Raw genomic sequence first — 18,224 nt, forward strand, 5'->3', positions numbered from 1 at the left:
TTTTGCATCCGAAGATGCTGGATATCGTCTTGTGGAGTGCCCACACAGATTGTCTGATAAATTGTTAAAGAGCAGTGCCGAGAAACTCATCGGCGCGGGCTGCGTATACTACGCTTTTCGCCCGGAGAGTCAAGCGTTTATTTCGCTTTCTTCTCGCTGACCCGGCGGCTTGTCAGTCGTTGTTCCCGGTCAGTGGAGGCGCATTATAGGGAGTTCTCGGCAGGCCGCAACCCCTAATTGCAAAAAACTTTTCAAGCGCGGATTTTTTCAACAAAAGGGCGAAAAAGCGGCGAATTAATGTCACTTTTTCAGGTAAACAGCCATAAAAGCTGGCGATCACTGGAGTAAAATAGAAATAACGATGTCAGTAAGGATCCGCAGCCATGCCGTTAAATGCACAACAACAGGCCGCCCAACGCAATCTTTCTTATCTGCTTGCAGAAAAACTCGGCCAACAAATTCTGGCAGGCGATTATCAGGCCGGCAGCATCCTGCCTGGTGAAATGGAACTGGGCGAGCAATTCGGCGTCAGCCGCACCGCGGTGCGCGAAGCGGTAAAGATGTTAGCCGCCAAAGGCATGTTGTTGCCGCGCCCGCGCATTGGCACCCGCGTGATGCCGCAAAGCCAATGGAATTTCCTCGATCAAGATTTACTGACCTGGTGGATGACGCGGGAAAACTTCGATCAGGTGATGCAACACTTCCTTATCTTGCGCACCTCGCTGGAGCCGCAGGCCTGCGCGTTGGCGGCAAACCACGCCAGCCCGCAACAAACCAAGTTGCTGGCGGGGCTGATGGCGGAAATGCGCGCGCTGCATACCCAGTTTGATCGCGAGCGTTGGATCCAGGTCGATACCCAATTCCACCAGCTTATCTACGAGGCCAGCGGCAACCCGTTCCTGACCTCGTTCGCCAACCTGTTCAGTTCGGTGTACCAAAGCTACTTCCGCGCCATCACCGGCAATGAAGTGATCAAGCTGCGCCATCATCAGGCTATCGTCGATGCGATACTCGCCGGAGACAGCGCAGGCGCACTCGTCGCCTGCCAGGTGCTGCTGAAAGAGAAAGACTAGACACGCTCCCCGCTTATATATAGAAGAAAGAGACGAGGGACAGACGACCATTTAACCAGGACCGACCATGACCCAATCCGCGCGCAGTATGGCAGGACTACCGTGGATCGCCGCAATGGCGTTCTTTATGCAGGCGCTGGACGCCACTATCCTCAACACCGCGCTGCCGGCGATCGCCCAAAGCCTGGGGCGTTCGCCGCTGGCGATGCAATCGGCCGTCATCAGCTACACGCTGACGGTGGCGATGCTGATCCCGGTCAGCGGTTGGCTGGCGGACCGCTTCGGCACCCGCCGCGTGTTCATCTTCGCCGTCACGTTATTCACCCTCGGTTCGCTGTTGTGCGCCCTCTCCCCCACGTTGAGCGTGCTGGTTGCCTCTCGCGTGCTGCAGGGCATCGGCGGCGCGATGATGATGCCGGTCGCGCGGTTGGCGCTGCTGCGCGCCTACCCGCGCAGCGAACTGCTGCCGGTGCTGAACTTCGTCACCATGCCCGGCCTGGTCGGGCCGATTCTCGGGCCGCTGCTGGGCGGCTGGCTGGTAACCTACGCCACCTGGCACTGGATTTTCCTGATCAATATCCCTATCGGTCTGCTCGGCATCTTCTATGCACGCAAATACATGCCGGACTTCACCACGCCCAAACGCCGCTTCGATTTCCTTGGTTTTATGCTGTTCGGCCTGAGTCTGGTGCTGATCTCTACCGGGCTGGAACTGTTTGGCGAGCGGGTGCTGGCGAGCTACGTTTCGCTGGGCATTCTGCTCAGCGGCTTCGTGATGCTGTTCGGCTACATCGCGCACGCACGCCGCCACCCTCAGCCGCTGATCGGTCTCGACCTGTTCAAAACCCGCACCTTCTCGGTCGGCATCGCCGGCAACGTCGCCTCTAGGTTGGGCACCGGCTGCGTGCCGTTTTTAATGCCGCTCATGCTGCAGGTGGGATTCGGTTACACGGCAATCGTCGCCGGTTGCATGATGGCGCCAACCGCCATCGGCTCACTGATGGCGAAATCCACCGTCACTCAGGTGCTGCGCTGGTTCGGTTATCGTAAAACGCTGGTCGGCATCACCGTTATCATCGGGGTGCTGATCGCCCAGTTTGCCCTGCAAAGCCCAGGCATGCCGCTGTGGCTGATGATCCTGCCGCTGTTCGTGCTGGGCATGGCGATGTCCACCCAGTTCACCGCCATGAACACCATCAGCCTGGCGGATTTGAACGACGCCAACGCCAGCGCCGGCAACAGCGTCCTGGCGGTCACCCAACAACTGTCCATCAGCTTCGGCGTGGCGATCAGCGCGGCGGTGCTGCGTTTTTACGAATCCCTGTCGTTAGGCACCATGATCGACCACTTCCACTACACCTTTATCACCATGGGGATCGTCACCGTGGCGTCGGCGCTGGTGTTTATGTTGCTGAGAAGGAAAGATGGCCGCAATTTGATCAGCGGCCAGGAAAGCAAGAAAGAAGCGAAGGCGGCCAGTTAACGGCGGCCCACCGAAGCGCGTTCCACCAGCTCGGGCGTCAGCACCAGCACCTGGGGCGCGCGCTCCGGGTTTTGCAGGCGGTTGATCAGCGCATCGATCGCCAGCTCGCCCAACGAATCCTTCGGTTGATGAATGGTGCTCAGCGGCGGCGCCAGATAACGCGCCAGCTCAATATCATCGTACCCCATCACCGCCATATCCTGCGGCACGGAAAGCCCGGCCTGATACAGCGCCTGATAAACGCCTACCGCCACCGCGTCGTTGCCGGCGAACACCGCATGCGGCGGTTCGTCCAGCGCCAACAGTTGGCGCATGGCGTTCACGCCGCCCTCAAACTCAAAGTCGCAATGCACTTCATACCCTGTCGGAACCGGTAATCCGGCGCGCCGCATCGCGTTGCGATAGCCTTCCAGCCGGTGACGGGCGGTGGTTTTATCCTGCGGGCCGGCGATGCAGGCGATCTTGCGGTAGCCGCGGGCGATCAGATGATCGGTCGCCATCTCGCCGCCCAGCAGCGAGTTATCCTGAATAATATCGTTCGCGCCCTCGAACGGCGCCCAGTCCATCATCACGATCGGCAATGACGGGTAGCGGCTCAGGGCATCTTGCGATGGCCGGTGGTTTTCGGTGCACATCAACAGCAAACCGTCGACGCGCTTTTGCAGCAGCGTCTCCATGCTGCGGTTCATGCGCGCGGCGTCTTCTTCGGTATTGCACAGGATCAGACTGTAGCCACGTTCATAGCAGCTGCGCTCCACGCCGCGCACCACTTCAGCATAAAACGGGTTGTTGCTGGCGGTCACCAGCATGCCGATGGTGCGGGTCTGATTAAGCTTCAGGCTGCGCGCCAGCGCAGAAGGCGCATAGTTCAACTGTTCCACGGCCGCCATGACCTTGTCGCGCACGCTGTCGCTGACAAAGCGATTGTTGTTGACCACATGCGAAACGGTAGAGGTTGAAACGCCCGCCAGGCGGGCGACATCTTTCATGGTGGCCAAAGGATCACCCCTGTTGCTGCAAGAAGGCGTCAATCTCTTCGCGCCACGGCACCGAAGGCTGCGCGCCGGGGCGGGTTACGGCGATCGCCGCCGCCGCATGGGCGAAACGCACCGCGTCGGCCATGCTGTTGCCTTCCAACAGGGCGGTCACCAGCGCACCGTTAAAGGTATCGCCGGCGGCGATGGTATCCACCGCTTGCACTTTGAAGCCGGGCACCCGTTTGCCGTTGCCGTTTTCGCTCAGCCACACGCCACGGCTGCCGAGGGTGATGATCACCGTCGCGATGCCTTTGTCGTGCAGCGCCTGCGCCGCGCGCGCCGCATCGGCGTCGTTGTCCACAGCGATGCCGGTCAGGCGCTGCGCTTCGGTTTCATTCGGGGTGATCATATCAATCATCCCCAGCAGCTCGTCCGGCAGCTCGCGCGCCGGGGCCGGGTTGAGGATCACCTGCGTTTGATGTTGCTTCGCCAGGCGGGCGGCGGCGATCACCGTCTCCAGCGGCGACTCCAGCTGCATCAGCAGGGCATCGGCGTCGATGACTTTTTGCCGGTAGCGCGCCAGGTAATCCGGCGTTACCGCGGCGTTGGCGCCGGCATTGATGCCGATCACGTTCTCGCCTTCGGCGTTGACGAAGATCAGCGCCACGCCGGTGGTGCTGTCGGCGATGGCTTCAATCGGTTGGGTATCAATGCGATCGCTCGCCAGCTGCCGGCGGACACGCTCGCCGATATCGTCGGCGCCCACGCAGGCGATAAAGGCGATCTCCGCCCCACTGCGCCCGGCCGCCACCGCCTGATTCGCGCCCTTGCCGCCAAACGCCACCTTATACTGCTTCCCGATCACCGTTTCGCCCGGGTGGGGGAATTGTTCAATATTGAGGATATGGTCGGCATTGATGCTGCCCAGAACCACCAGCTTACCTGTTTCCATCGCATTGATTCCTGAATTGCGCGCCATCGTAAACGCCCCGTCCCGATGGCGCTGGTATGACTTACTTAGTGACCAGTTTCAAATCGACCGGAATGGTCGCCGGCACTTTTTCGCCTTTCAGCACTTTATCGGCGGTTTCCACGCCTATCACGCCGATCTGATCGGGACGCTGCGCCACGGTCGCCGCCAGCTTGCCGCCTTCAACCGCTTTCACGCCGTCGGCGGTGCCGTCGAAGCCTACCACGATCACGTCGGTTTTACCGGCGGTTTGCAGCGCACGCAGCGCGCCCAGCGCCATTTCATCGTTCTGGGCAAATACCGCCTGCACATCCGGGTGAGCGGTCAGCAGGTTCTGCATCACGTTCAGGCCCTTGGTGCGGTCGAAATCGGCCGGCTGGCTGGCCAGCAGCTTGAATTTATTCTGATCCAGCGACTGTTTGAAGCCTTCGCCGCGTTCACGCGCGGCGGAGGTGCCGGCAATGCCTTCCAGCTGAATCACCTTGGCGTCGGCGCCCGCTTTCTTGGCGATGAAGTCGCCGGCCATTTTGCCGCCCACGCGGTTATCCGAAGCGATATGGCTCACCACTTCACCCTTGCTCGCCACGCGGTCCAGCGTGATGACCGGGATCTTAGCCTGGTTGGCCATCTTGATGGCGTTGCCGACCGCATCGGAGTCGGTCGGGTTGATCAGCAGCAGCTTAGGCGCCCGCACCATCAGATCCTGCACGTTGGCCAGCTCTTTCGCCGGGTTGTTCTGGGAGTCCAGCACCACCAGGTTGTAGCCCAGCTTATTGGCCTCTTGCTGCGCTCCGTCCTTCATCGAGACGAAGAACGGGTTGTTGAGGGTGGACACCACCAGCGCGATGGTCTCTTTGGCCATGGCATTGGCGCTCAGGGTGGCGCTCAGCGCGATGGCGGAGGCTAAGGTTGCCAGTTTTTTCATTTTCATCATCGTGATTCCTGTAGGGGGAGGTTACTTGTTGCTTTTGTTATCTACCAGAACCGCCAGCAGTATCACCACTGCCTTCACGATCATTTGGTAGTAGGAAGAAACACCCAGTAAATTCAGGCCATTGTTCAGGAAGCCGAGGATCAGCGCCCCGATCAGCGTGCCGACGATGCGCCCCTTGCCGCCAGCCAGGCTGGTGCCGCCCAGCACCACGGCGGCGATGGCGTCCAGCTCATAGCCGGTACCGGCGGTCGGCTGTGCCGACGACAGGCGCGCTACTTCGATCACCCCCGCCAGCGCCGCCAGCAGGCCGCACAGCGAGTAGACGATAATCTTCACTTTATCGACGCTGATGCCGGACAGACGGGTCGCCGCCTCGTTGCCGCCCAAGGCATAAATATAGCGGCCCAGGCGCGTATGGTGCAGCATATACCAGGCGGCGATGAACACGATCGCCATGATCCAGATCGGCGTAGGCACACCCAGCGGACGGCCGATGCCGAACCAACCGAAGGTGTCGGCCACGTCGGTGAAACCGGTATTGATCGGGCTGCCGTTGGTGTACACCATGGTGACGCCGCGCAGCAGCAGCATCATCACCAGCGTGGCGATAAAGGCCTGCACTTTGCCTTTGGCGACGATCACCCCGGTGCAGGCGCCAATCGCGGCGCCCAGCGCCAAGGCCGCCGCCACCGCCACCAGCGCGTTGACTTCAAAGCCGACGATCGACGCCGCCACCGCGCCGGTCAGGGCCAGCAGCGATCCCACCGACAGATCGATGCCGGAAGTGAGGATCACCAGCGTCATCCCCACCGCCATGATGGCGTTGACCGAGGTCTGCTGCAGAATATTGAACAGGTTGTTCAGGGTGAAGAAGTTCGGGCTCATGGAAGAGACCACAGCGATCAGCACCAGCAGCGCAATCAACGACTTCTGCTCTAACAGCCACTCTTTACTGAACCAGCGCTTAGCTGCGATAGTCTGGGAACTCATATCTGATTACTCCTGCTTTACGCCGTATTGCTTGCCGACGGCTGCCGCCATCAACGCTTCCTGGGTGGCCTGTTCAATCGGGAACTCGCCGCTGAGATGCCCTTCGTGCATCACCAGAATGCGATCGCTCATGCCCATCACCTCCGGCATTTCCGAAGACACCAGAATGATGCTCAGCCCTTCCTGCTTGAACTGGTTGATTAACTGATAGATCTCTTTTTTCGCCCCGACATCGACGCCGCGCGTCGGCTCATCGAGGATCAGCACCTTCGGCCGGGTCATCAGGCCGCGGGCGATCGCCACTTTCTGCTGATTGCCGCCGGAAAGCAGACCTATCGGCTGCTCCATCGACGGCGTTTTGATATTGAACAGGCGGATGAAATCTCCCACCGCCTGCCGCTCGTCGGCCTGTTTCAGGCTGCCGTCGGCGCGGCTGAAGTAGCGCAGCGCGGTCAGAGACATGTTTTCCTTCACCGACATGCCCAGCACCAGGCCGTCGCGCTTGCGGTCTTCCGAGATATAGACGATGCCGTTCGCCAACCCATCCTGCGGCGAATGGGCGACCACCTCGCGGCCGTCCAGGCTGACGGTGCCGGCCTTGCGCGGCGCGGCGCCGTACAGGATCTTCATCAATTCGGTGCGCCCGGCGCCCATCAGCCCGGCCACGCCGAGGATCTCGCCGCGGTACAGCGTAAAGCTGACGTCTTCAACGCCGGGGCCGGAAAGATGACTGACTTCCAGCCGCTTTTCACCACGCGGCAAATCCAGGCGCGGATATTGTTCTTCCAGCTTGCGGCCGACCATCATCTCAATCAGCGAATCTTCCTGCAGCTCGCTCACCGGCCGCTCGGCGATAAACTGCCCGTCGCGGAACACGGTCACGTCGTCGCAGATTTCAAAGATCTCTTTCAGACGGTGCGAGATATAGACGATGCCGCGCCCTTCGGCCTTCAGCTCATTGATCACCTTGAACAGCGAGGCGGTTTCGGTGTCGGTCAGCGCATCGGTCGGTTCGTCCATGATGATCACTTTCGATTCGAAGCTCAGCACCTTGGCAATCTCCACCATCTGCTGATCGCCGATCGACAGCTCGCCCACCAGCCGGTGGCTGCTGTAGCGCAGATTGAGGCGCGCCAGCAAGCGATCGGCCTCGGCGTACATGCGCTTCCAGTCAATGCGGCCGAAACGGTTGACGAACTCGCGGCCGAGGAAGATGTTTTCCGCAATCGTCAGCTGCGGGATCAGGTTCAGCTCCTGATGAATAATGCCGATGCCCGCTTCCTGCGAATCCTTTGGCCCGTTGAACGCCACCTCTTTACCGAGAAAATACTGGCTGCCGGCGTCTTTCTGGTAGATGCCGGTCAGCACTTTCATCATGGTGGACTTCCCGGCGCCGTTTTCCCCCACCAGCGCCATCACCTTGCCGGGATAAACGCTGAGGGCAGCGCCGGAAAGCGCCTTCACGCCGGGAAAGGCTTTATCAATCCCTTTCAGTTGCAGTAAAGGTTGCATAAACGCCTCAGAAAGTTACGCCGGCGCACAGGATCACGTTCGCGTAAGGCGAACACTCCCCGCTGCGGATCACCGCCCGGCTGTGCTCGGTTTGCGCTTTAAACGCCTGATGGCTGATATAGCGCACGCTGATGGTATTGCCCTGGCGTTGGCCCAGTGCGGTCAGTTCAGCCAACAGAGCCTCGTGGAGCGACGGATTCTGTTTCACGATCTCTTCCGCCAGAATGGCGCTTTCTACCTGCATCTCTTGCGTGACCGCCGCGAACACCTGCATGAAGGTCGGCACGCCCTGCGTCAACGCCAGATCGATGCGCTGCGTCGCCGCCGGTATCGGCAGGCCCGCATCGCACAGGGTGAGCTGGTCGGTATGCCCCAGCCGGGCAATCACGGCAGACACGTCAGAATTCAGTAATACGCCTTTTTTCATCTTCTCACTCCGCTAGCGAAACGTTTCGCTCTTTGGGGGAGTTTAAAAAAACGGCAGGGGAAGGCAACCGGGACAATGCAGAAGTGTGATCGTTATCGAAACGTTTCGTTCGCGCACGGAGAAAGCGCAAACAAAAGGGGCTCAGCCATGCTGAGCCCCTGTCAGGCGGATTAGATCTCGACCTGCGTACCGAGTTCGATGACCCGGTTCGGCGGGATTTCGAACTGATCCGGCGCGCGCAGGGCATTGCGGCTCAGGGCGACGAACAGTTTGCCGCGCAGGTAGAGGTACCACGGCCGCTTGGTGAGGATCAGCGATTCATGGGACATGAAGAACGACGTCTCCGACATGCGGCACGGCAACCCTTCCAGCCCGCAGCGGTGGAACACCTCCTCGACGTTCGGCGTTTCGCGCCAGCCGTAGCTGGCCACCACCCGCCAGAAGGTCGGCGACAGCTGCTCGATGGTCACCCGGCGCACGTTGTGCACGTAAGGCGCATCCTCGGTGCGCAGCGTCAGCAGCACCACGCGCTCGTGCAGCACCTTGTTGTGCTTCAGGTTGTGCAACAGCGCAAAAGGAATGACGTTGGTGGCGCGCGACAAGAAGACCGCGGTGCCCGGCACCCGTACCGGCGGCGATTTCTCCAGCGAGGCAATCATCGCCTCCAGCGAGTTGCCGTGCTCATGCAGACGACGCAACAGGCGGAAACGCTCGCTCTTCCAGGTAGTCATAATGATGAACATCACCAGCGCCAGGGTCAGCGGTAACCAGCCGCCGGAGAACAGCTTCAGGGCGTTGGCAGAGAACATCGGCACGTCGATGATCAGCAAGATGGTTACGATGCCGATCGCCAGGAAGCGGTTCCAGTGCCAGTTATTAATCGCCACCGAAGTGACCAGAATGCTGGTCAGCACCATGGTGCCGGTGACGGCGATGCCGTACGCCGCCGCCAGGTTGCTGGAGTGCTCGAAGCCGATGATCACCAGCACCACCGAGATGTACAGCGTCCAGTTGATCACCGGAATGTAGATCTGGCCGGATTCCATTTCCGAGGTGTGAATGATGCGCATCGGCGACAGATAGCCCAGGCGCACCGCCTGGCGAGTCAGCGAGAAGACGCCGGAAATCACCGCCTGCGAAGCGATCACCGTCGCCAGGGTCGCCAGAATCAGCAGCGGGATCAGCGCCCAATCGGGCGCCAGCAGGAAGAACGGGTTTTTGATCGCCTCCGGATTTTTCAGCAGCAGCGCCCCTTGGCCGAAGTAGTTGAGCACCAGCGAAGGCAGCACCACGGTGAACCAGGCCAGGCGGATCGGGAACTTGCCGAAGTGCCCCATATCGGCATACAGCGCCTCGACGCCGGTGATCGACAACACCACTGCCCCCAGTGCGAAGAACGACACCTTCTTATATTCAATGAAGAAGTTGAGCGCCCATTTGGGATTCAGCGCCTGCAGCACTTCCGGGTTTGAAATGATGCTGCGCGCGCCCAGCACCGCCAACACGATGAACCACAGCAGCATTACCGGGGCGAACAGCTTGCCGACGCTGCCGGTGCCGTGCTTTTGGATAACGAACAGCAGCGTCAACACCAGAATGGAGAGCGGCACGATATAGGCGTCAAGCGCAGGCGCGGCGATTTCCAACCCCTCTATCGCCGACATCACCGAGATAGCCGGGGTGATCACCACCTCGCCATAGAAGAAGCTGCCACCGATCAGGCCCAGTATCACCAGCACCGCAGTAGTACGCGCCGAGGTATTGCGCCCGGCCAGCGACATCAGCGTCAGAATACCGCCCTCGCCGGCGTTGTCCGCGCGCATCACGTAGGTGAGATATTTGAGGGAAACGATCACGATCAGCATCCAGAAAATCAGCGACAGGAAGCCGAAAACCACGTCTGGACGAACATCGAAGCCGTAATGGCCGGAGAAACACTCTCTCAGCGTATAGAGAGGGCTGGTGCCGATATCACCGTAGACCACGCCGATGGCAGCCAGGGTTACCGCCGATAAGGACTGCTTATGCTCTGCGCTCATAATTCGTTTCTTTATCAGAACATCCGTTAGCGATGCATCCGCATCAGGCAAAATACGGGCTCAAAGATCCGTCACGCCCACCAGAAAGCCGCACAGTATGCACCATTTATACCGCTTGCCTACCCTTATATCAGAGCCGAAAAATAAACAAAATGTGAACCGAATATCCGACTTAACGTAGAAAAATATTACTAATCAACGGGCTATACCACTAAAAATAATGGTGGTTTATCATCGGATTATCGACCAAGATTGGCTAACTCTCGGACAATGCGACAATTATATGACGCCATCATCCCTTCTGGCAGAACGAATTTCCCGCCTCAGCAGCGCGCTGGAGAGCGGTCTTTATGAGCGGCAAGAGGCAATCCGTCTGTGCCTGCTGGCGGCGCTGAGCGGCGAAAGCGTATTCCTGCTCGGCCCGCCCGGCATCGCCAAGAGCCTGATCGCGCGCCGGCTGAAGTTTGCCTTCCGCAACGCCCGCTCCTTTGAATACCTGATGACGCGTTTTTCCACGCCGGAAGAGGTCTTCGGCCCGCTCTCTATCCAGGCGCTGAAAGATGAGGGGCGCTATCAGCGTCTGACCGCCGGCTATCTGCCGGAAGCGGAGATCGTGTTTCTGGACGAGATCTGGAAGGCTGGCCCGGCGATCCTCAACACCCTGCTGACGGCGATCAACGAACGCCGCTTTCGCAACGGCAACAGCGAAGAACCGATCCCGCTGCGCCTGCTGGTCACCGCCTCCAACGAACTGCCCGAAGCGGACAACAGCCTCGAAGCCTTATATGACCGCATGCTGATCCGCCTGTGGCTGGACAAGGTGCAGGATAAACAGAATTTCCGCTCGCTGCTGGTCAACCGCCAGAGCGAAAGCCAAAACCCGGTGCCGGCGGCGCTGAGCATCAGCGACGAAGAGTTTCTGCAGTGGCAACCGCAGATCGACAAAGTCACGCTGCCGGAAACCTGTTTTGAGCTGATTTTCCAGCTGCGCCAGCGGCTGGACGCGCTGGAGCAGGCGCCATACGTCTCCGATCGGCGCTGGAAAAAAGCCCTGCGCCTGCTGCAAGCCTGCGCCTTCTTCAGCGGGCGCGACGCCATCGCCCCGCTCGATCTGATGCTGTTGAAAGACTGCCTGTGGCACGATCTCACCTCGCTGAAACTGCTGCAACAGCAGATCGATCAGCTGCTGACCGAGTCGGCCTATCAGCAGCAGTCGATGCTGATCCAGTTGCAACAGATCCACACCCGCTGGCTGCAGGACCAGCAGCAACAAAGCGACCGGCAGGCCATCAGCCTGGTGAAAAAAGGCGGGATGTTCAGCCGCAAACCGCAATACGCGCCGGCCACGCCGTTCGCCGGCGGCACCCTCACTCTGCTGTTGCAAAAGCCGCTGCAGCTGCATGACATTCAGGTCAACCATCTGAGCATCGAAAGCAGCGCGCTGGACAACTGGCTGCAAAAAGGCGGCGACGTGCGCGCCAAGCTGAACGGCATCGGCTTTGCGCAGCCGATCGACCTGGAAGTGGATGACCAACTGCACCTCACGGTGTTGGACGTCAGCCGCCAGCCGTCGTTGCTGGCGCTGCCGGGCAAACAGGCCACCGCCACGCCGCAGGCGCTGCTGGATGAAATGGATGGATTGGCCCAGCGCCTGGCGGAGCAACGCCGCGCCTTCAGCCAACATCAGCCCTGTCTGTTCACCCCCGCCGCCGGCCTGGCCAAAATCGAAGCCAGTCTGCTGCAGGTCGCGGAACAGGTTAAACAGCAACTGCAGCAAATGCGCGGCCAGTAACCATGCTCAGTCTGGAGACGCTCGATCTGCTGCTGGCGATCACCGAAGGCGAGATGATCGAGGAGATGATCGTCGGCATGCTGGCGGCGCCGCAGCTGTCGGTATTCTTTAAAAAGTTTCCGGCCCTTCGCCGAGCGCTGGATCGCGATCTGCCGCGTTGGAAGCTGCAGCTCAAGGAGCGTCTGCAGGAGGCGATGGTGCCGCCGGCGCTGGCGCAGGAATTCTATCGCTACCAGCAGTGCCAGCTGGAGAACAACACCCAGTTCTATCACAACCTCAACGACACCATGGAGCTGCTGCGCCAGCTGGTCTCACCGTTTTATGAACAGGCGCGCGCGCTGGTGGACGCCGCCGATCTGCCCAATCATCCGCTGGACGACAGCTTTCAAACGCTGTTTCTGCAGCGCTGGCGCATCAGCCTGACGCTGCAGGCCACCATGCTGCACCACCAACTGCTGGAACAAGAGCGCGAGCAGCTGATGGCGGAGCTGCAGGAGCGGTTGGCGCTGAGCGGCGCGCTGGAACCGCTGCTGTCGGAAAACGACACCGCCGCCGGCAGGCTGTGGGACATGAGCAAAGGCCAGCTGCAGCGTGGCGATTATCAGCGGCTGGTGGAGTACGGCAACTTTTTGCAGCAGCAGCCGGAGCTGAAAAAGCTGGCGCAACAGCTGGGCCGCAGCTATCAGGCCAAGGCGGTGCAGCAACAGGACGCGCAGCCGGAGCCGTTCAGGGTCATGGTGCAGGTGCCGGCCACGCTGCCGGAAGAAGTGAGCGGCATTCATCAGAGCGACGACATCCTGCGCCTGCTGCCGCCGGAGCTGGCGACGCTGGGGATTGAAGAGCTGGAATTCGAGTTTTATCGCCGCCTGTTGGAAAAGCGGCTGCTGAGCTACCGTCTGCAGGGCGACGTCTGGCAGGAACAGATCCTGATCCGCCAGGTCACTCACCAGCAGCAGGATCAACAGCCGCGCGGGCCGTTTATCGTCTGCGTGGACACCTCCGGATCGATGGGCGGTTTCAACGAACAGTGCGCCAAGGCGTTCTGTCTGGCGCTGCTGCGCATTGCGCTGGCGGACAACCGCCGCTGCTATATCATGCTGTTCGCCAACCAGATCGTGCATTACGAACTCACCGCCGCCAGCGGCATCGAGCAGGCAGTGCGCTTTCTCGGCCAGCAGTTTCGTGGCGGCACCGATCTGGCGGCCTGCCTGAACGCCACCGTCACCAAAATGGCGGAGAGCGGCTGGTTCGACGCCGATGCGGTGATCATTTCCGATTTTATTGCCCAGCGGTTGCCGGAGGAGGTAATAAAGAAGGTGAAACAGCAGCAGCAAAGCCACCAGCAACGTTTCCACGCGGTGGCGATGTCCGCCTACGGCAAACCCGGCATCATGCGCATCTTCGATCATATCTGGCGCTTTGATACCGGGCTGAAAAGCCGTTTGATGCGCCGCTGGCGGCGCTAGGCGGGATTAGAGCAGACCTTCAACCGCGCCGCGCACTTCCGGCGACCACACGCCGCATTGCACCTGGCCGATATGCGACAGTTGCAGCAACAACATCACCAGACGCGACTGACCGATGCCGCCGCCGATGGTCTGCGGCATATCGCCGCGCAGTAAGGACTGGTGCCATTCCAGCTTCATGCGCTCTTCATCGCCGGTCAGCGCCAACTGGTGTTTCAGCGCGGCGGCGTCAACGCGGATCCCCATGGAGGACAGCTCGAAAGCGTCCTGCAGCACCGGGTTCCACACCACGATATCGCCGTTCAGGCCCGCCAGGCCATCCGCCGTCGGCGTGGTCCAGTCATCATAATCCGGCGCCCGCACATCGTGCGATTTACCGTGTGACAGCTTGCCGCCGATGCCAATCAGGAACACTGCGCCCAATTCTTTGGCAATCGCCCGCTCGCGCCCCTTGGCGTCCAGATCAGGGTAGCGCTGCAGCAAGGTTTCGCTGTGCACGAAGTGGATTTGTTCCGGCAGGAACGGGGTCAGGCCATGCTCGCGGCTGACTTCCGCCTCCGTCGCCTTGATCGCAGCGTAAATACTGCGCACGGTGTTTTTCAGGTAGTCCAGGCTACGCTCACCGTCGCCCATCACCCGTTCCCAGTCCCACTGATCGACGTACACCGAGTGGATAGGCGTCAGGCGGTCTTCATCCGGGCGCAGCGCCTTCATATGGGTATACAGGCCTTCGCCGGCACCGAAATCGTAGCTGCCCAGGGTTTTGCGTTTCCATTTCGCCAGCGAATGCACCACTTCGAAGGTGGCGTCCGGCAAGGTTTTGACTTTGACCTGCACCGCTTTCTCGCTGCCGGAAAGGTTATCCTGCGTGCCGTCGCCCAGGCGGCTAAGGATCGGGGCTTGCACTTCGATCAGACCGAGCTGTTGCTCCAGCTGGCGGGAGAAGAAGGCTTTGACCTGGCTGATTTGTTGTTGTTTTTGGATAAACTGTTTTTTCATTGCCGTATCTCTTGTAAACCTGTCTCTGTTGCCATCGATTAAGCAACAAAATGACACGACAATTCAATATCCATTAATCAATATTGCCTTTTCACTTTTAATCGTTCATTTTTACCCGGACAGAATTCAACAATCGTTAATTAATGGGGGATTAAATGGCGGAAATTTATCAGATCGATAATCTCGATCGCGGCATTCTCAACGCCCTGATGGACAATGCGCGCACACCGTACGCCGAACTGGCGAAAAACTTCGCCGTCAGCCCCGGCACCATTCATGTGCGGGTGGAGAAGATGAAGCAGGCCGGGATCATCACCGGCGCGCGCATCGACGTCAGCCCCAAACAGCTGGGCTACGACGTGTGCTGCTTTATCGGCATCATATTAAAGAGCGCCAAGGATTACCCTTCGGCGCTGAAGAAGCTGGAAAGCCTGGAAGAAGTGGTGGAAGCCTATTACACCACCGGCCACTACAGCGTCTTTATTAAGGTAATGTGCCGATCGATCGACGCGTTGCAACAGGTACTTATCAACAAGATCCAGACCATCGACGAGATCCAGTCCACCGAAACGCTGATCTCACTGCAGAACCCCATTATGCGCACCATCGTGCCGTAACCCGCCAAATTGCATACCCACATTATCCACAGGTAGATCCCAGCCGATTCACAGCGTACAATGCAGCCACTTTGAGTGAGAAGGTTGGGATCGTTGGTTCATGGCAGACATTACTCTGATCAGTGGCAGTACGCTTGGCAGCGCCGAATACGTGGCTGAACATTTGGCTGAAAAGCTGGAAGACGCGGGTTTCTCTACCGAGATGCTGCACGGCCCTGAACTGGATGAACTGCCGTTGACCGGCCGCTGGCTGGTGGTCTCTTCCACGCACGGCGCCGGCGAACTGCCAGATAACCTTCAACCGCTGTTGGAACAGATCGCTGAGCAGCAGCCGGATCTTTCCGAGGTACAGTTCGGCGCCGTCGGTTTGGGCAGTTCGGAATACGACACCTTCTGCGGTGCGATCAAACAGATCGACGATCTGTTGATCGCCAGAGGCGCTAAAAGGATCGGCGATCGTCTCGAGATCGACGTGACCGAGCATGAAATTCCCGAGGATCCGGCCGAGGAATGGGTAAAAAACTGGATTAATTTACTCTAATTCGTCTAAAGAACGTGCGAACGATTGTGGATAACTATACTTAAAAGCAGGGTAAAAGCCGTAGTTATCCCAATAACAACCGTAGTGCGCTTTTTGTCCTGTGTATAACAAGCCTTTTAGATCCCAGCTTATCTGCGTCGGGATCACCGATCATTCACAGCAAACGATCCTCCTTAATCTGCTGATCTTCATCGTGAATAGTCACTTATCCACAGAGGATCGCGATCCTAATAAGAGATCTAATAAAGAGATCTTTAAATAAAAAAGATCTTCTTTTAATTACCGACGATCCTGACCACTTGGTCGATCGTCTAAACTTGAGTAGAATCCCCGACCCCAGGGCAAATACGATCGTTCGCAATACGGCGAGGTGCAGTTCCATGTTTTATCCAGATCAATTTGACGTCATCATCATCGGTGGTGGCCATGCAGGTACCGAGGCCGCCATGGCCGCGGCGCGCATGGGACGTCAGACTTTATTATTGACACACAATATCGATACGCTGGGACAGATGTCCTGTAACCCGGCGATTGGCGGTATTGGTAAAGGGCATCTGGTTAAGGAAATTGATGCGCTCGGCGGCCTGATGGCAACGGCGATCGACCATGCCGGCATCCAGTTTAGGATACTAAACGCCAGCAAAGGCCCTGCTGTTCGCGCCACTCGGGCTCAGGCGGATCGCGTCCTGTATCGGCAGGCGATCCGTACCGCGTTGGAGAACCAGCCCAACCTGATGATCTTCCAACAGCCGGTTGAGGATCTGATCGTCGAAAACGATCGCGTCGTGGGCGCCGTCACCCAAATGGGTCTGAAATTCCGCGCCAAGGCGGTGGTATTGACCGTAGGCACCTTCCTGGACGGCAAGATCCATATCGGTCTGGAGAATTACAGCGGCGGCCGCGCCGGGGATCCTCCTTCGATCTCGCTGTCACAGCGTTTGCGTGAACTGCCGCTGCGCGTTAACCGCTTGAAAACCGGTACGCCGCCGCGCATCGACGCCCGCACTATCGATTTCAGCGTATTGGCACCTCAACACGGCGATACGCCGGTGCCGGTATTCTCGTTCCTGGGCGATGCCAGCCAGCACCCGGAACAAATGGCGTGCTACATCACCCACACCAATGAAAAAACCCATGACGTGATCCGCAATAACCTCGATCGCAGCCCGATGTATGCCGGGATCATCGAAGGGATCGGCCCACGTTACTGTCCGTCGATCGAAGACAAGGTCATGCGTTTTGCCGATCGCAACGCGCACCAGATCTTCCTTGAGCCGGAAGGCCTGACCAGCAACGAGATTTACCCTAACGGGATCTCCACCAGCCTGCCGTTCGACGTGCAGATGCAGATCGTCCGTTCAATGGAAGGGATGCAGAACGCGCGTATTATTCGCCCTGGTTATGCCATCGAGTACGATTTCTTCGATCCACGCGATCTGAAACCGACGCTGGAAAGTAAATTTATTCAGGGCCTGTTCTTCGCCGGCCAGATCAACGGCACCACCGGCTATGAAGAAGCCGCCGCTCAGGGCCTGCTGGCCGGTCTGAACGCCGGCCGCTTCGCCGATGAACAAGAGGGCTGGGCGCCACGTCGCGATCAGGCCTACCTCGGCGTGCTGGTGGACGATCTCAGCACCCTCGGCACCAAAGAACCGTACCGCATGTTTACCTCACGCGCCGAGTATCGTCTGATGCTGCGCGAAGACAACGCCGATCTCCGCCTGACGGAAAAAGGCCGTGAACTCGGTCTGGTGGACGACGTGCGCTGGGCGCGCTACAGCGAAAAGCTGGAGCGGATCGAACGTGAACGTCAGCGCCTGCGCGACATCTGGATGCACCCGCATGCCGAGAACGTCGAACAGGTCAATGCGTTGCTGAAAGCGCCGCTGTCGCGTGAAGCGAACGGCGAAGAGTTGCTGCGCCGTCCTGAGATGGATTACGCGCAATTGACCGGCATCGACGCCTTCGCGCCGCCGTTGGACGACGAACAAGCCGCCGAGCAGGTCGAGATCCAGGTCAAATACGAAGGCTATATCGCTCGCCAGCAGGAAGAGATCGAAAAACAGCAGCGCAACGAGAACACCGTGCTGCCGCTGGATCTTGACTACCGTCAGGTTTCGGGGCTGTCGAACGAAGTGATCGCCAAGCTGAACGATCACAAACCGAACTCCATCGGCCAGGCTTCGCGCATCTCCGGCATTACACCGGCGGCGATCTCGATTTTGCTGATCTGGCTGAAAAAGCAGGGACTGCTGCGCCGCAGCGCATAAATCCCGCATCCAGGCGGCCGTTTGCTCAACCCGTAGCCAAACGGCCGCTGACATCACTTGCGCCCTGAATTATCATAGTCGCCTCATTGCGCCAGCTAACCATCCGCTGGTCGTTCAGCGCCTGCCAGAGGATC

General features: G+C 59.2%; 15 protein-coding genes. 7 read left to right on the forward strand and 8 right to left on the reverse strand.

The genetic code is table 11. From position 1 onward, the window contains the following. Positions 1–383 precede the first annotated feature (383 nt). On the forward strand, positions 384–1,073 hold the full coding sequence (locus AC2CGI_RS19915; RefSeq protein ID WP_004933751.1) for a FadR/GntR family transcriptional regulator: 690 nt from the start codon (positions 384–386) through the stop codon (positions 1,071–1,073). Between the two features lie 67 nt (positions 1,074–1,140). Beyond that, positions 1,141–2,556 (forward strand): multidrug transporter subunit MdtD, encoded by a 1,416-nt coding sequence (gene mdtD, locus AC2CGI_RS19920; protein WP_015379462.1) that lies wholly within the window; start codon positions 1,141–1,143, stop codon positions 2,554–2,556. On the opposite strand, the gene rbsR is transcribed toward mdtD, so the two are convergent. From rbsR to kup, 7 genes are all read right to left on the reverse strand, one after another. Further along, on the reverse strand, positions 2,553–3,554 hold the full coding sequence (gene rbsR, locus AC2CGI_RS19925; RefSeq protein WP_021504176.1) for a ribose operon transcriptional repressor RbsR: 1,002 nt from the start codon (positions 3,552–3,554) through the stop codon (positions 2,553–2,555). The genes mdtD and rbsR overlap by 4 nt on opposite strands. 4 nt (positions 3,555–3,558) lie before the next feature. Beyond that, positions 3,559–4,485 (reverse strand): ribokinase, encoded by a 927-nt coding sequence (gene rbsK / locus AC2CGI_RS19930; protein ID WP_015379464.1) that lies wholly within the window; start codon positions 4,483–4,485, stop codon positions 3,559–3,561. A gap of 61 nt (positions 4,486–4,546) precedes the next feature. Beyond that, positions 4,547–5,434, reverse strand: coding sequence for a ribose ABC transporter substrate-binding protein RbsB (rbsB, locus tag AC2CGI_RS19935; RefSeq protein ID WP_049240409.1), 888 nt, complete (start codon positions 5,432–5,434; stop codon positions 4,547–4,549). Positions 5,435–5,458: 24 nt separating this feature from the next. Continuing rightward, the gene (rbsC, locus tag AC2CGI_RS19940; RefSeq protein WP_033652333.1) at positions 5,459–6,427 is read right to left on the reverse strand and encodes a ribose ABC transporter permease; all 969 of its coding nucleotides are present in this window, start codon (positions 6,425–6,427) and stop codon (positions 5,459–5,461) included. A 6-nt stretch (positions 6,428–6,433) separates the two neighbouring features. After that, positions 6,434–7,939, reverse strand: coding sequence for a ribose ABC transporter ATP-binding protein RbsA (gene rbsA, locus AC2CGI_RS19945; protein WP_004933767.1), 1,506 nt, complete (start codon positions 7,937–7,939; stop codon positions 6,434–6,436). 7 nt (positions 7,940–7,946) lie between these two features. Then, positions 7,947–8,366 (reverse strand): D-ribose pyranase, encoded by a 420-nt coding sequence (rbsD, locus tag AC2CGI_RS19950; protein WP_015379466.1) that lies wholly within the window; start codon positions 8,364–8,366, stop codon positions 7,947–7,949. 170 nt (positions 8,367–8,536) lie between these two features. After that, on the reverse strand, positions 8,537–10,405 hold the full coding sequence (gene kup, locus AC2CGI_RS19955) for a low affinity potassium transporter Kup (RefSeq protein WP_049240407.1): 1,869 nt from the start codon (positions 10,403–10,405) through the stop codon (positions 8,537–8,539). A gap of 283 nt (positions 10,406–10,688) precedes the next feature. Here kup and ravA point away from each other — a divergent pair, with 283 nt between their 5' ends. Further along, a complete protein-coding gene (gene ravA, locus AC2CGI_RS19960; protein WP_088382021.1) occupies positions 10,689–12,197 on the forward strand; it encodes an ATPase RavA in 1,509 nt (502 codons plus the stop codon). Positions 12,198–12,199: 2 nt separating this feature from the next. Then, complete coding sequence (gene viaA / locus AC2CGI_RS19965; RefSeq protein WP_004933781.1) at positions 12,200–13,663, forward strand: ATPase RavA stimulator ViaA; 1,464 nt, start codon at positions 12,200–12,202, stop codon at positions 13,661–13,663. A 6-nt stretch (positions 13,664–13,669) separates the two neighbouring features. Here the strand turns inward: viaA and asnA are convergent, their stop codons facing one another. After that, a complete protein-coding gene (asnA, locus tag AC2CGI_RS19970) occupies positions 13,670–14,662 on the reverse strand; it encodes an aspartate--ammonia ligase (RefSeq protein WP_044030153.1) in 993 nt (330 codons plus the stop codon). 155 nt (positions 14,663–14,817) lie between these two features. Between asnA and asnC the strand changes: the two genes are divergently transcribed. From asnC to mnmG, 3 genes are all read left to right on the forward strand, one after another. Then, the gene (gene asnC, locus AC2CGI_RS19975) at positions 14,818–15,279 is read left to right on the forward strand and encodes a transcriptional regulator AsnC (RefSeq protein WP_004933786.1); all 462 of its coding nucleotides are present in this window, start codon (positions 14,818–14,820) and stop codon (positions 15,277–15,279) included. 100 nt (positions 15,280–15,379) lie between these two features. Continuing rightward, positions 15,380–15,820, forward strand: coding sequence for an FMN-binding protein MioC (gene mioC / locus AC2CGI_RS19980; protein ID WP_016929621.1), 441 nt, complete (start codon positions 15,380–15,382; stop codon positions 15,818–15,820). 380 nt (positions 15,821–16,200) lie between these two features. Beyond that, on the forward strand, positions 16,201–18,090 hold the full coding sequence (gene mnmG, locus AC2CGI_RS19985) for a tRNA uridine-5-carboxymethylaminomethyl(34) synthesis enzyme MnmG (protein ID WP_004933791.1): 1,890 nt from the start codon (positions 16,201–16,203) through the stop codon (positions 18,088–18,090). Positions 18,091–18,224 lie beyond the last annotated feature (134 nt).

This window comes from Serratia sp. LSHTC3 (assembly GCF_057197125.1).